The sequence below is a fragment of the Methylobacterium sp. GXF4 genome (assembly GCF_000272495.1).
GTDB classification, from domain to species: Bacteria; Pseudomonadota; Alphaproteobacteria; order Rhizobiales; family Beijerinckiaceae; genus Methylobacterium; species Methylobacterium brachiatum.
The window spans coordinates 113,694-126,865 of record NZ_AKFK01000054.1; the positions used below are offsets into that span (position 1 = coordinate 113,694).

Here is a 13,172-nt window from a genome sequence, read left to right on the forward strand (position 1 = left end):
CTCAGGCGGCGGTGCGGCTCTCGACCATCCGGGCCAGGAAAGCGCTGCCGATCGGGATGATCGAATCGTCGAAATTGTAGCTGGCGTTGTGCAGGCCCGGACCCGGGTTGGAGCCGAGCCAGACATAGGCGGCCGGCACCACCTGGGCCATGTCGGCGAAATCCTCGCTGCCCATTTTCGGGACGGCGTTCGGCTCGACATTCGCGGCCCCGAGCAGCTCGGTCGCGACCGCGGTGGCGGCGGCGGCCTGCTCGGGGGCGTTCTCCAGGACCGAGAACATGTCGTGGATCTCGACCTTGACCTCGGCGCCGTAGGCGGCCGCGAACCCGGCGGCGATCGCGCGCATGCGGGTCCCCGCCAGCGCCCGGACCTCCTTGTCGAAGGTGCGGATCGTGCCGGCCAGGTGGGCCGTCTCCGGGATGACGTTGTAGGCGGTGCCCGCCTCGATCCGGGTGATCGACAGCACGATCGACTTCAGCGGGTCGGCGTTGCGCGACACGATCGACTGCAGCGCCTGGGCGAGGCCGGTGGCGATGATGATCGGGTCGTTGCCGCCATGGGGCTGGGCCGCGTGGGCGCCCGTGCCGCGGATGTGGATGTCGAAGAAGTCGGCCGCCGCCATGACCGGGCCGGGGCGCAGCTTGATCCGCCCGTGGCCGCCCGGCTGGTTGTGCAGGCCGTAGATCTCGTCGCAGGGGAATTTCTCGAACAGCCCGTCCTTGAGCATCGCCCGGGCGCCGCCACGGCCCTCCTCGGCCGGCTGGAACACGAAGACCGCGGTGCCGTCGAAGTTGCGGGTCTCGGCGAGGTAACGGGCGGCGCCGACCAGCATGGTCGTGTGGCCGTCATGGCCGCAGGCGTGCATCTTGCCGGGATAGGTCGAGCGATAGGGGAGGTTGGTCTCTTCATCCATCGGCAGGGCATCCATGTCGGCGCGCAGGCCGATCCGCCGTCCGTTGTCGGTGCGGCCCTTGAGCAGCCCGACCACCCCGGTGCCGCCGATCCCGCGATGCACCTCGCAGCCGAACGTCTCCAGAAGGTCGGCGACGATGCCGGAGGTGCGGACCTCCTCGAAGCCGAGTTCCGGATGGGCGTGCAGGTCGCGGCGCAGGGCCGTCAGCTCGTCGGCAAAGGTCTTGATGTGGTCGATGGGGCTCATGTGTTCGGGCTCTCGGGGGCGTGTCGTGCGGGGTCTGCCGCGGCGTCGCAGGCTCCGGGCGTGCGGACCTCGTCGGTCCGCCGGAACGGCGTGAGCGTGTCGAGGACGTCCACCGCCTCGGCGACGTGGGCGCGCTCCCGCTGCAAGTAATCGGCCACCGCCCGCCGGAAGGCCGGATCGGCGATGTCGTGGGCGGAATGCATCAGCACCGGCTTGTAGCCGCGGGCGAGCTTGTGCTCCCCCTGCGCCCCGGCCTCGACCCGCTTGAGGCCGCGGCGGATCGCGAAATCGATCGCCTGATAGTAGCAGATCTCGAAATGCAGGAACGGGTGGTCCTCGATGCAGCCCCAGTTGCGTCCGTAGAGCGCCGTGTCGCCGATCAGGTTGATCGCGCCGGCGATGTACGCGCCGTCCCGCTTGGCCATGATCAGCAGGACCCGGTCGGCCATGCGCTCCGACAGGATCGAGAAGAACCGGCGGTTGAGGTAGGGGCGCCCCCATTTGCGCGCGCCCGTGTCCATGTAGAAGGCGTAGAACGCGTCCCAATGGGCCTCGGTGATGGCGGCGCCGGTCAGGTGCTCGACGGTGATCCCGGGCGCGAGCGCGTCGCGCCGCTCCTTGCGGATGTTCTTTCGTTTGCGCGAGGCGAGGGCGTTGAGGAAATCGTCGAAGCTCGCGTAGCCGTCATTCTCCCAGTGGAACTGCTGGTCGGTCCGTTGGAGGAAACCCGCCGCCCCGGCCCGGTCCCACTCGGCCTCGCGCATGAAGGTGACGTGGACCGAGGATGCCTTGGTCTCGCCCCGCAGCGCCCGCAGGCCCGCGACGAGGCCGGCGGTGGCCTCATCGGGATCCGCGCCCGGGGCGATCAGGAAGCGCGGACCGGTCACGGGCGTGAACGGCACGCTCACCTGCAGCTTCGGGTAATAGGAGCCGCCGACCCGCTCGTAGGCGTCGGCCCAGCCGTGATCGAACACGTATTCGCCCTGGCTGTGGGACTTCAGATAGCAGGGTGCCAGGCCGAGCAGCGTGCCGTCGCGCTCCACCGACACGTGAAGCGGCAGCCAGCCGGTCTTGCGCGAGACGCAGCCGGATTCCTCCAGCGCCGACAGGAAGGCGTGCGAGACGAACGGGTTGTGGGTCTCGTCACCCGCCGCCAGGGTCTCGGGGGAGAACGCGCAGGCATCCCAGGCCGCCGCGCCGATCTCCTTCAAGCCGGGGATCGCCCGCACGGTGAGTGTGGGAGTCTCCGGCGCCGGCCCGGGTTCTTGCTTCATGGGCTCAATCTAACCGGGGTCGGCAGCCGGGCAAGCGGGCGGATGCGCGCGGCTGCCCGGCGGCCTTGTCAGATCGCCGACGGCGTCACGCCCCCGGGCGCGCAGCGGGGCGGCGGGCGGAAGGCGGCGCGACGATGCGATCGTCCGGGGGCGCCTGGACCGGGCCTGCGGAGGCGGCCGCGCACCGAACGCCTCGCGTTCGACCCCGGCCTACTCCTGGAATGCGCCGACGCAGTTCACGTCATCCGGCTTGCAGGCGAGATATGCCGTCAGCGCCTTGGTGCGCGCATCCGTCAGCCCCTTGAGGCAGCCGCTCAATTCCATCGGGTAGGCGGAGCCGCCCTCCAGGCCCATGGTTTCGAGGGCACAGGTCGCATCCCGATACGAGAGCCAGGCCTTCTGCGCAGCCCGCAGCGCCTCCTTGGTCTTCGGACCGACCTTCTTCATCAGCTGGACATAGACCGCGTTCAGCGCGGCGTCGGCGGTGCGATAATCGGCACGCGCGCATTCGTTGAGGTCCGACTGGACCATGCTCTCGCACCGATCGGCCGCCAAAGCGGGGATCGACGCGAGCAGGATTGCGGCGAGGCCGGCCGCCGCCCCGACGATCCGACGGCGCACCGCGATCGTCGCTGTCATGGAACGAAACCCTCGAACACCATCTGATCGGCGTGTGCGCCCGCGCGGGCGCGCTGATCCTCGCTCCGCACCGTCCAGGCCATCACCGGGATGCGGCTGAGGAGCCGGCACAGGTAGGTCGGCGCGCAGGGCAGATCATCGACCCGCCAGGACAGGAAATCCGGCCGGCTGTCGGCGAAATGGAGCAGGTTCGACAAGGCCCGGCGCGTCGCCCAGGGCATGGCGGCATAGGCCGGGTCGTCCTGGGTTGTCTCGGCGACGATCCCGCGGGGAATCGCCGGCGGGCACAGGTCGCGCAGAACCGCGACCACCTGCGGATCGAAGGATTTGAGCGCCACGGGACCGCCATAGGCGGCGGCCAGCTCGGCCGCACGGGTCGCCAGCCGGGGATCGCCGTCGTAGCGGGATTTGACCTCGATCACGACCGGCACCGCCCCGGCGACCGCCGCCAGGAAGTCCGCCAGGGTCGGGATCGTCTCAGAGGTCCCGGCGACGGACAACGTGCCCAGCTCGGCTGCGGATTTGGCCCCGATCGCCTCGCTCGCCCCGGTGAGCCGGCCGAGCGCGGCGTCGTGGAACACCATCGCCTCGCCGTCGGCACTCAGCTGGACGTCGCACTCGATGGCGAAACCGCCCGCCACAGCGGCGCGGGCGGCGGCCAGGGTGTTTTCCGGCCGGCCCGCCGCGCGGTCGTGCAACCCGCGATGCGCGATCGGCCGCGCGGTGAGCCAGTCGGGAGCGGCCACGTCTAGCGGACCTCGAACATCGCCTCGACCTCGACGGCGGCGTCGAGAGGCAGTTCGGCGACGCCGACCGTCGAGCGGGCATGGCGGCCGCAATCGCCCAGCAGCTCGACCATGAGGTCCGAGGCGCCGTTCATCACGCCCGCCACCGCGGAGAAGCCGGGCGCGGCGTTGATGAAGCCGCCGAGTCGGACGCATTGCTCCAGGGCGCGGTCGAGGTCGCCCACCGCGGCCTCGAGCTGGGCCAGCACGTTGAGGGCGCAGAGCCGGGCCGCCGCCTTGCCGGCCTCGGCCGAGACGTTGCCGCCGACCTTGCCCTTGTGCTCGGGGGCGATGGTCCCGTCCGGCCCGAAGCAGACCTGGCCGGAAATGACCACGAGATTGCCGGTGCGGACGAACGGCACGTAGTTCGCCACCGGTGCCGCCGCCTTCGGCAGGGTGAGGCCCAGCTTCTCGAGACGGTCCTTGATCGTGCTCATGCGATTCTCCCGCGCTGACTCGAATCTGCGGGAGCAGGAGCATGCCCGCCCCCCGCCGCGCAAGGGGATAGGCCAAGCGGACTAGCCCGTTAAGGCGTCACTGAAATCCGGTCCGCGCAAGCCTCGCGCAGAGCGGTGGGGCGAACGGCATGGTCCCTGCAACGTTGACAGGAGGCGGTTGATTCATAGTAATCGCGCGCGTGCCGCCCATGACGAGGCGGCACTTTCATTTGGAGCCGGCTAACGCTTGCTCCAAGCCTTTACAACGACGGAGACGGGATCCGTGACGTCAGCCCTTCTGCCGACCTACGTCCGCGCGCCGCTCGCTTTCGAGCGCGGCGAGGGCGCCTGGCTCGTGACGGAAGCCGGGGAGCGATACCTCGATTTCGGCGCCGGCATCGCGGTCAACGGCCTCGGCCACGCGCATCCGCACTTGGTCGGCGCGCTCACCGAGCAGGCCAGCCGGATCTGGCACACATCCAACCTGTTCGAGATCCCGGGCGGCGAGCGCTTCGGCCGCCGCCTGGTGGACGCGACCTTCGCGGACGTGGTGTTCTTCTGCAACTCGGGGGCCGAGGCCAACGAGGCGGCGATCAAGATCGCCCGGAAGTACCACGCCGCCGGCGGCAATCCGGAGCGCTACCGGATCGTCACCTTCGTGGGCGCCTTCCACGGGCGGACCCTTGCGACGCTGGCGGCCGGTGGGCAGCAGAAATACATCGAGGGCTTCGGCCCCAAGGTCGACGGATTCGACCAGGTCACGGCCGGCGACTACGCCGCGCTGGAGGCCGCGATCGGGCCGGAAACGGCGGCCCTGATGATCGAGCCGATCCAGGGCGAGGGCGGCGTGCGGGTGATCCCGCATGCGGACCTGCGCCGCCTGCGCGAGATCTGCGACGCGAACGGCCTCCTGCTGATCATGGACGAGGTCCAGACCGGCGTCGGGCGCACCGGCAAGCTGTTCGCCCATGAATGGTCGGGCATCACCCCGGACATCATGAGCGTGGCCAAGGGCATCGGCGGCGGCTTCCCGATGGGCGCCTGCCTCGCCACCCGCGAGGCGGCCCGCGGCATGACCGCCGGCAGCCACGGCACCACCTTCGGCGGCAACCCGCTCGCCATGGCGGTGGGCAACGCCGTGCTCGACGTGGTGCTGGAGGACGGCTTCCTCGACCGCGTCGCCCATGCCGGGCTCCTGCTCAAGCAGAAGCTCGCGTCCTTGCGCGACCGCCACCCGCATGTCTTCCAGGAGATCCGCGGCGAGGGCCTGATGCTCGGCCTCAAGCTCGGCGTGCCGAACACCGATTTCGCCGCCGCCGCCCGGGCTGCCCATCTCCTGGTCATCCCGGCCGGCGACAACATCGTCCGCCTGCTGCCGCCGCTGATCGTCAGCGACAGCGAGATCGACGAGGCGGTCCGGCGGCTCGACGAGGCCGCCGCATCCTTCGAAGCCCTGCGCGGGGCCGCCGAATAGCACGTCGATCCCGCAGTTTCAGAATCACCGCCCTGCGCCGCGTTCCGGCGCAGGGCGGTGCGAAGCATTTTCGGGCGCGGTCGATCCCCGCCGCGCGTGACGAGAATGCCCCTCACCAGGAGATAGAGTGTCGTTCATGATCAGGTGATCGTGGAGCAGGCTCTAGCGAACGTGACGCGATGAAAGCCCAGATTGACGGCCGGGCGCGTGCCCCAGTCCCGCACCTGAACGGTGCCGGCCCCCGCCACTTCCTCGACCTCAAGGACTTCTCCGGGGCGGAGCTGCGCGGGGTGCTCGATGCGAGCGCCGCCATGAAGGCGCGCCGCCGAAAGGGCGAGCGCGCCGCCGAGCGCCCGCTCGTGGGCAAGACCCTCGCCATGGTGTTCGACCGGCCCTCGACCCGGACCCGCGTCTCCTTCGACGTGGCGATGCGCGAACTCGGCGGCGAGACCCTGATGCTCACCGGCTCCGAGATGCAGCTCGGCCGCGGCGAGACCATCGGCGACACCGCCCAGGTGCTGTCGCGCTTCGTCGACGCGATCATGATCCGCATTCTCGACCACGGTCAGATGCTGGAGCTGGCCGAGCACGCCACCGTGCCGGTGATCAACGCGCTGACCAAGGTCTCGCATCCCTGCCAGATCATGGCCGACGTGATGACCTTCGAGGAGCATCGCGGGCCGATCAAGGGCCGCAAGGTGGCGTGGTCGGGCGATTCCAACAACGTCCTGGCGAGCTGGGTCCACGCGGCCGCGCGGCTCGACTTCAGCCTCGACATCGCCAGCCCGCCCGAACTGGCGCCCCCTCCGGCTCTGGTCGCCTGGGCCAAGCGCGAGGGCGCGAAGATCAACGTCACCACCGACGCCTTCGCGGCCGTCCAGGGCGCCGATGCCGTGGTGACGGATTGCTGGGTCTCGATGGGCGACGACGACGAGGGTCACCGCCACAACCTGCTGAGCCCCTACCAGGTAAACGCCAAGCTGATGGCGGCCGCCAACCCGGACGCGATCTTCATGCACTGCCTGCCCGCCCATCGCGGCGAGGAGGTCACGGCCGACGTCATGGACGGGCCGCGCTCCGTGGTGTTCGACGAGGCCGAGAACCGCCTGCACGCGCAGAAGGGGATCCTGGCCTGGTGCCTGGGCGCGGGCACGCCCTGATCCCGGGCTCGCGCTTTTCGGGACCGCGCCCCATATGGGGGTGAGCGGGCGGCTCTCGCGGCCCGCCTCCCCATCACGGCTGCCGGACGGCAGCACCCCGGCGACGGATGTGGCGCGACGCGCCCCCTCTCCCGTGCGGGCGCGGGCGGGGTGAGGGATCAGATCGTTCCGAACGGGCCCTGTTCCTCACGCCATCCCGCTCCTCGCCGGAGCGGGATCTGCGCCCCGGCACGTCGGAGCGGCCGCCGCCGGAGCCGGGCGTATCGATCGGAGCGGGCATGACCTCAGGACCAGAGTCGCAATCCCAGATGCAGGCCGGGCAGCCTGTCGGCAATGGCCATGGCGGTACGGATGACGCCGTGCTGCCCTTCGCGGTCGAGGCGCTCGACGTGCGCGGGCGCCTGGTCCGGCTGGGGCCCTCGGTGGACACGATCCTGCGCCGCCACGGCTACCCGGATTCCGTCGCCCGGCTCCTGGGCGAGGCCGCCGCGCTGACGGTGCTGCTCGGCTCGTCGCTCAAGTTCGAGGGCCGGTTCCAGCTCCAGACCAAGACCGACGGCCCGGTGGCGATGATCGTGGTCGATTTCGAGGCGCCCGACCGCCTGCGCGCCACCGCGCGGTTCGACGCGGAAAAGGTTGCGGCCCTGGGCGCGCGTCCGCTGAAGGATGCCGACCTGATCGGTGCCGGCCATCTGGCCATGACCATCGACCAGGGCTCCGCCGCCAGCCGCTACCAGGGCGTCGTCGCCCTGGAAGGCCAGAGCCTGGAGGAGGCCGCGCACCAGTATTTCCGCCAGTCGGAGCAGATCCCCACGCAGGTGCGCCTCGCGGTCGCCGAGGCCGTGGAGGAGGGCGCTGGGCATTGGCGCGCTGGCGGCTTGATCGTGCAGTTCCTGCCCCAGTCGATCGACCGGGCTCGCCTCGCCGACCTGCCGCCGGGCGACATCCCGGAGGGCCACACGCACCTGTCCGGGCAGGCAGTCGAGGACGATGCCTGGGTCGAGGCGCGCTCGCTCGTCGGCACCGTTGAGGATCACGAGCTGGTCGATCCGAGCGTGTCGAGCGAGCGCCTGCTCTACCGGCTGTTCCACGAACGGGGCGTGCGGGTGTTCGACCGCCAGTCGGTGCACGAGGCCTGCCGCTGCTCGCGGGAGCGCGTCATGGGCATGATCCGCTCGTTCTCGCCCGAGGAGCGGCGCGACATCGTGGCGGATGACGGGCGCATCGTCATCACCTGCGAATTCTGCTCCCGCCGCTACGATCTCGACCCGCAGGAGGTCGAGGCCGAGATCGGCGCGCAGCCGAACCAGTAGAGGCCCGGGCCGCGCGTACGATCGGCCCGGCTCTTCGGCCAACAACGGCCAAGCTTCTGCACGCGAAACGCGGATGCATCAGTATTCGTTGCGTGAATTTTTGAGGATCGCGAACCGAACCGTTTCCGGATCTTCGACGTTGCGTGGCTGCTTCAATATCGGAGGAGACGCCATGCGAACGTTGTCGATCGGGTTGGCCGCGCTGCTGATCAGCACCTCGGCCTATGCGCAGCAATCGGCGGGAGCCGATCGCGGTGGCGGGATGGCCGGCCGGGCCGGGGCGGGCGGCTCGGAATCGAGCATGCGGAGCGGGGCCGACCGGAGCGGATCGCAGAATGGCGACCAGGCTGCCTCGGGTCGCGCCGGCGCCGAAACCGGACGGGCCGTGCAGGGCCGGGATGGCGGACGGGAATCCGGCGACCGGATGGCCCAGGATCGCGGCCGAGCCGGTCCGGAAGCCGGCGAGCGCCGCGGCGACCGCGCCGAGCGGGATGCGCGCGGTGACCGGGATGGCGCGCGCGCCGAACGGGGCGACCGCGCCGATATCCGTGGCCGGACGGAGAGCCGTACGGAGCGCCGGACCGATATCCGGTCGGATCGGGTCGAAGGCGGTCTGCGCCGCGAGGGCCGGTTCGTGTTCATCGGCGGTCGCCGGGTCGTGTACGGCTCGCCCGAATACCGGCGCCTGATTGTCACTGAGAATCGCGGCCCCCGGGTCCGCTACGTCGTGATCCGCGGCCAGCGGGTCCTCTACGGCTCACCCGAGTACCGCCGCCTTGTCAGCACCCGTGAGAGCCGACCGCGCGAGCGCTTCGTGACCATCCGGGGCCAGCGCGTCGTCTACGGCTCGCCCGAATACCGCCGTCTGGTATCGGTGCGCGAGGAGCGGTTCGTGACGATCCGCGGCCAGCGGGTGCGCTACGGTTCGGATGAATATCGCCGGCTGAGCGGCGGCGGCACGGTCAATGCCAGCTTCCGGACCGAGACCCGCGCCGGCATCCGCAGCGACCGCCGCGACGCGCGCGACGGAACCCGCAACGCGGTGCGCAATGAAGGGCGCGACACGGACCGGGCCGCCAATCGCGAGGGCCGGAACGACGGTACCCGCAACAGCGACATGCGGGGCGGCCAGCAGGACGGCATCCGCAACGCCTCGGAGCGCGGTGACCCGCAGGGCGGCGCGCGGCCGGCCGGCACCGACAGCGGCCGGATGGGCGGCGCCGAGCGCGGCGGCATGAATGCCAGCCCGTCTCAGGGCGGCGCAGCGCAGGGCGCCGGCAAGGCCGGCCGCGAGTCCGGCGCCGGCCGCAACTGAGCACGAATGGGGAGGGGCCTCGGTGGCCCCTCCCGCATCGGCGGGTCAGACCTTCAGCACCGGCTCGGCGATGTCGCCGCCGCCGCGGGCCTTCAGATAATCCGGCTGGAACAGGCACATCCGCACGGCGTCGCGATAGCGGCCGTTCACGAAGAACTCGTCCTTCAGCACGCCCTCGGGCCGGAAGCCGCAGCGCTCGTAGATGCGCACCGCCCGGGCATTGTCCCGGTCCACGTGCAGGTACAGCTTGTGGATGTTGAGCACGCTGAAGGCGTAATCCATGGCGATCCGGGTCGCCTGCCAGGCATAGCCCCGGCCCTGGAAGCTCGGGTGGATCGCGATCTGGAACTCGCAGCGCCGGTGCAGGTGATTGATCTCGACGAGCTCGATCAGGCCCGCGGGCTCGCCGCTCGGATCGGCCACGATGAAGCGGCGCTCGGTCTGGTTGTGGATGTTGCGCTCGTAGAGCTGCTGCAGTTCGGCGAAGGACTCGTAGGCCTCCTCGAACCAGTAGCGCATGATGCTGTCGTTGTTGTTGAGCTGGTGGACGAAGCGCAGGTCCTCGCGTTCCAGCGGTCGCAGCTTGATGGTGATGCCGGTAAGCGCGTTCATGACGCGGAAGCCTCGATCAGGGCCCTCAGGAACCGCTCGCCCTTGCCGAGCGCGTCGAGGGTGATGAATTCGTCGGGTTGGTGGGCCTGGGCGATGTCGCCGGGTCCGCACACGACCGTCGGGATCCCGGCCCGCTGGAACCGCCCGGCCTCGGTGGCGTAGGGCACCGCGATGGTGCGGTTGCGCCCCGCGAGCCGCAGGCACAGCCGCTCGGCCTCGAAGCCGGGTTCGGGTGCGAGCCCGGGAATGTCGACCTCCTCGATCGTCTCGATTCGCCCGTAATCACCGTACCGGTTCAGGCGCTCCCGCGTCACCCGTTCGACCTCCTCGGCGAACAGGCGCTGGATCTCACCCGGGTCGAGGTCGGGCAGGCCGCGATACTCCCAGTGGAAGCGGCACTCCTTGGCGAGGATGTTGCGGGCCGTGCCACCCTGGATCGTGCCGACATGGATCGTGGTGGCGGCAGGATCGAACCGCCCCGAAGCGTCGCCGCGCTCGACCATCCGGTCGGCGATCCGGCTGAGGCCGGCGACCAGCTCGCAGGCCGCCGCCACCGCGTTCGCCCCGAGCGCCGGCCGGGCCGAATGGGCCTCGTGGCCGTGCACGATGGTCAGGCAGGTGACGATGCTCTTGTGCGCGTCGGCAACCTCCATCCCGGTCGGCTCGCCGACGATCACCGCGCCGGGCCGCGGCAGGTCGGCGCCGAACCGCGTGATCGCATCCATCGAGCCGAGGCAGGTGGTCTCCTCGTCGTAGGAGAGTAGGATGTGGATCGGCCGCCTGAGATCGGCAGCCAGCATGTCGGGCACCAGGGCCAGAGCCAGGGCATCGAACGCCTTCATGTCGACGGCGCCGCGCCCATAGGCCCGGCCGTCGGCGACGCGCAGGGTGAAGGGGTCGCTGGTCCAGGCCTGGCCCGCCACCGGGACCACGTCGGTATGGCCGGAGAGGACGACGCCGCCCTCGACCATCGGGCCGATCGTGGCGAACAGGGCCGCCTTGTCGCCGGCGGCGTTCGGCAGGCGGAGATACGGGACACCCCAGCCGTCGAGATAGGCGCAGACGGAATCGATCAGGGCGAGGTTCGACTTGTCGCTCTCGGTATCGAACGACACGAGGCGGGCGAGCATGTCGAGCGGGCTGAGCCGCTCGCCGATCCCAGACATAAATCCCTCCGGAGCGAAGCCCCGGGCTCGGGACCTCAGTGCAGGCTGCGGCGGACGTGCGGACTGTCGAGGGAGAAGGCGGGAATCTCGGCCTCGAAGCTTTCGCCGGCCACCGTCGCCATGGTGTAGCTGCCGGCCATCAGGCCATCGGGCGTGTTGAGCGGGCAGCCGCTGGTGTAGCAGAAGGACTCGCCCGGCTCCAGCACGGGCTGCTTGCCGACCACGCCGGTCCCCCGCACTTCCTGGCAGGCCCCGTGCCCGTCGATGATGCGCCAATGGCGGGAGCGCAGCTGGACCTGCTCGCTGCCGGTGTTCACGATCTCGACCGTGTAGGCAAAGAAATACCGGCTCTCATTCGGCGAGGATTCCTCCTCGACGAAGCGAGGCTGAACGGTCACTCGAATTCCTCGCGTCTCGGCCTTGTACATCGCCCTATAAGGCCCTTCTTCGAACGGTGCGATCCGATGAACACGGATTGAACACGCTTCACTGGCGGTGGTAGTGGGCGGTGAAATCGCCGTCAATTGCGGCGGACTACCTCGCGCGGATGATGCCGCAGGCCGGTCGGACGGGGACGGAGCGCGGTACCGGGCGTGTCGCGCACCCGGTTAAGCCGGCATTAGCCAGTCCCGGCGGAGAACGTTTCCGGACGCGGATCCACCCGGAGGCGCGCGAAGGAGTCGAGGCGCGATGAACGCGGGCGCAGGCATGGATGCCGCCGATTCGCAGGCCGCCGATTCGGCCGTAGAGACCCGCTCCGGCATCCTGCCGGCCGAAGCGATCGCGGCCCTGGCCAGGACGGGCGGCATCCGCGCGGCCGAGCCCTTCGCGGGCGACCAGATCCAGCCGGCCAGTCTCGACCTGCGCCTCGGCGCCACGGCCTACCGGGTCCGGACCAGCTTCCTTCCCGGCGCCGCCCGCACGGTTCAGGCCTGCGTCGAGCGCCTGTCGCTGCACCGGATCGACCTGCGGCCGGGCGCGGTGCTGGAGACGGGCTGCGTCTACATCGCCGAGTTGCAGGAAAGCCTGGCGCTGCCCGGCGACTTGGCGGCGGCCGCGAACCCGAAGAGTTCCACCGGACGCATCGACGTGTTCACCCGGGTGATCACCGACCGCGGCGAGGCGTTCGACCAGGTCGAGCCGGGCTATACCGGGCCCCTCTACGCCGAGATCTCGCCGCGCACCTTCCCGGTCCTGGTCCGGACCGGCTCGCGCCTGTCGCAGATTCGGTTCCGCCAGGGTTCGCCGCGGCTCACCGAGGCGGAACTCGGCCAGCTGCATCTGCGCTCGCCGCTGGTCGATTCCGACGCCCCGTCCTTCCAGGGCGGCGTCGCGGTCTCGGTGGACCTGTCCGGGTTCGACGGGCTGATCGGCTACCGGGCCAAGCGCCATACCGGGCTGGTCGATGTCGACGCCCCGGGTCGCCACCGGGCCGTGGATTTCTGGGAGCCGCTGCCGGCCGACGGCTCGGGCGCCCTGATCCTCGATCCCGGCCAGTTCTACATCCTGGCCTCGAAGGAATCGGTCCAGGTCCCCCCGGACCACGCCGCCGAGATGGTGCCGTTCGATCCCCTGGTCGGGGAGTTCCGGGTCCATTACGCCGGCTTCTTCGATCCCGGCTTCGGCCATGCCGGGGCCGGCGGCGCGGGCGCCCGCGCGGTGCTCGAGGTCCGATCGCGCGACGTGCCGTTCCTGCTGGAAGACGGCCAGATCGTCGGCCGGCTCGTCTACGAGCGGATGCTGGCCATCCCCGGCACGCTCTACGGCGCCGGGGCCGGCTCGAACTACCAGGCCCAGGGGCTGAAGCTCTCGAAGCACTTCTTCCTGTAGCCCCGGCA

At 70.4% G+C, this 13,172-nt stretch carries 13 protein-coding genes; 5 read left to right on the forward strand and 8 right to left on the reverse strand.

Annotated elements, in window-relative coordinates; genetic code table 11:
- Position 1: 1 nt before the first annotated feature.
- The 5 genes from WYO_RS11295 to WYO_RS11315 all read right to left on the reverse strand — a co-directional run bounded on the left by WYO_RS11295 (position 2) and on the right by WYO_RS11315 (position 4,294).
- Positions 2 to 1,159, reverse strand: coding sequence for a M20 aminoacylase family protein (locus WYO_RS11295; protein ID WP_007562403.1), 1,158 nt, complete (start codon positions 1,157 to 1,159; stop codon positions 2 to 4).
- Complete coding sequence (locus tag WYO_RS11300) at positions 1,156 to 2,433, reverse strand: GNAT family N-acetyltransferase (protein WP_007562405.1); 1,278 nt, start codon at positions 2,431 to 2,433, stop codon at positions 1,156 to 1,158. The genes WYO_RS11295 and WYO_RS11300 overlap by 4 nt, the downstream gene beginning before the upstream one ends.
- Positions 2,434 to 2,643: 210 nt before the next feature.
- On the reverse strand, positions 2,644 to 3,072 hold the full coding sequence (locus WYO_RS11305) for a lysozyme inhibitor LprI family protein (protein WP_007562407.1): 429 nt from the start codon (positions 3,070 to 3,072) through the stop codon (positions 2,644 to 2,646).
- The gene (locus WYO_RS11310) at positions 3,069 to 3,818 is read right to left on the reverse strand and encodes a glycerophosphodiester phosphodiesterase family protein (RefSeq protein WP_007562408.1); all 750 of its coding nucleotides are present in this window, start codon (positions 3,816 to 3,818) and stop codon (positions 3,069 to 3,071) included. Before WYO_RS11310 ends, WYO_RS11305 begins: the two co-directional genes overlap by 4 nt.
- Positions 3,819 to 3,820: 2 nt before the next feature.
- A complete protein-coding gene (locus WYO_RS11315; RefSeq protein WP_007562410.1) occupies positions 3,821 to 4,294 on the reverse strand; it encodes a RidA family protein in 474 nt (157 codons plus the stop codon).
- Between the two features lie 283 nt (positions 4,295 to 4,577).
- Between WYO_RS11315 and WYO_RS11320 the strand changes: the two genes are divergently transcribed.
- The 4 genes from WYO_RS11320 (at position 4,578) to WYO_RS11335 (ending at position 9,556) form a co-directional block, all read left to right on the forward strand.
- Complete coding sequence (locus tag WYO_RS11320; RefSeq protein ID WP_007562412.1) at positions 4,578 to 5,768, forward strand: aspartate aminotransferase family protein; 1,191 nt, start codon at positions 4,578 to 4,580, stop codon at positions 5,766 to 5,768.
- 179 nt (positions 5,769 to 5,947) lie between these two features.
- Positions 5,948 to 6,928, forward strand: a complete 981-nt coding sequence (argF, locus tag WYO_RS11325) for an ornithine carbamoyltransferase (RefSeq protein WP_007562413.1) — start codon at positions 5,948 to 5,950, stop codon at positions 6,926 to 6,928.
- A 308-nt stretch (positions 6,929 to 7,236) separates the two neighbouring features.
- On the forward strand, positions 7,237 to 8,241 hold the full coding sequence (locus WYO_RS11330; RefSeq protein WP_047170784.1) for an Hsp33 family molecular chaperone: 1,005 nt from the start codon (positions 7,237 to 7,239) through the stop codon (positions 8,239 to 8,241).
- A 172-nt stretch (positions 8,242 to 8,413) separates the two neighbouring features.
- The gene (locus tag WYO_RS11335) at positions 8,414 to 9,556 is read left to right on the forward strand and encodes a hypothetical protein (protein WP_007562418.1); all 1,143 of its coding nucleotides are present in this window, start codon (positions 8,414 to 8,416) and stop codon (positions 9,554 to 9,556) included.
- Positions 9,557 to 9,601: 45 nt separating this feature from the next.
- Here the strand turns inward: WYO_RS11335 and speG are convergent, their stop codons facing one another.
- Genes speG through apaG form a run of 3 tightly spaced genes read right to left on the reverse strand, consistent with a single transcriptional unit; the run spans position 9,602 to position 11,762 of the window.
- Complete coding sequence (speG, locus tag WYO_RS11340; protein WP_163006211.1) at positions 9,602 to 10,150, reverse strand: spermidine N1-acetyltransferase; 549 nt, start codon at positions 10,148 to 10,150, stop codon at positions 9,602 to 9,604.
- A 14-nt stretch (positions 10,151 to 10,164) separates the two neighbouring features.
- Positions 10,165 to 11,334: an acetylornithine deacetylase gene (argE, locus tag WYO_RS11345; RefSeq protein ID WP_007562422.1), complete on the reverse strand. Its 1,170-nt coding sequence runs from the start codon at positions 11,332 to 11,334 to the stop codon at positions 10,165 to 10,167.
- A 35-nt stretch (positions 11,335 to 11,369) separates the two neighbouring features.
- Positions 11,370 to 11,762 (reverse strand): Co2+/Mg2+ efflux protein ApaG, encoded by a 393-nt coding sequence (gene apaG, locus WYO_RS11350; RefSeq protein ID WP_007562424.1) that lies wholly within the window; start codon positions 11,760 to 11,762, stop codon positions 11,370 to 11,372.
- Positions 11,763 to 12,024: 262 nt separating this feature from the next.
- Between apaG and WYO_RS11355 the strand changes: the two genes are divergently transcribed.
- A complete protein-coding gene (locus WYO_RS11355) occupies positions 12,025 to 13,164 on the forward strand; it encodes a 2'-deoxycytidine 5'-triphosphate deaminase (protein WP_007562426.1) in 1,140 nt (379 codons plus the stop codon).
- Positions 13,165 to 13,172: the final 8 nt, after the last annotated feature.

Excerpts from the sequence above, each read along its gene's own strand:
- WYO_RS11295 (WP_007562403.1), bottom strand. The coding sequence starts at position 1,159 with ATGAGCCCCATCGACCACATCAAGACCTTTGCCGACGAGCTGACGGCC.
- WYO_RS11300 (WP_007562405.1), bottom strand. The coding sequence starts at position 2,433 with ATGAAGCAAGAACCCGGGCCGGCGCCGGAGACTCCCACACTCACCGTG.
- WYO_RS11305 (WP_007562407.1), bottom strand. The coding sequence starts at position 3,072 with ATGACAGCGACGATCGCGGTGCGCCGTCGGATCGTCGGGGCGGCGGCC.
- WYO_RS11315 (WP_007562410.1), bottom strand. The coding sequence starts at position 4,294 with ATGAGCACGATCAAGGACCGTCTCGAGAAGCTGGGCCTCACCCTGCCG.
- argF (WP_007562413.1), top strand. The coding sequence starts at position 5,948 with ATGAAAGCCCAGATTGACGGCCGGGCGCGTGCCCCAGTCCCGCACCTG.
- WYO_RS11330 (WP_047170784.1), top strand. The coding sequence starts at position 7,237 with ATGCAGGCCGGGCAGCCTGTCGGCAATGGCCATGGCGGTACGGATGAC.
- WYO_RS11335 (WP_007562418.1), top strand. The coding sequence starts at position 8,414 with ATGCGAACGTTGTCGATCGGGTTGGCCGCGCTGCTGATCAGCACCTCG.
- argE (WP_007562422.1), bottom strand. The coding sequence starts at position 11,334 with ATGTCTGGGATCGGCGAGCGGCTCAGCCCGCTCGACATGCTCGCCCGC.
- apaG (WP_007562424.1), bottom strand. The coding sequence starts at position 11,762 with ATGTACAAGGCCGAGACGCGAGGAATTCGAGTGACCGTTCAGCCTCGC.
- WYO_RS11355 (WP_007562426.1), top strand. The coding sequence starts at position 12,025 with ATGAACGCGGGCGCAGGCATGGATGCCGCCGATTCGCAGGCCGCCGAT.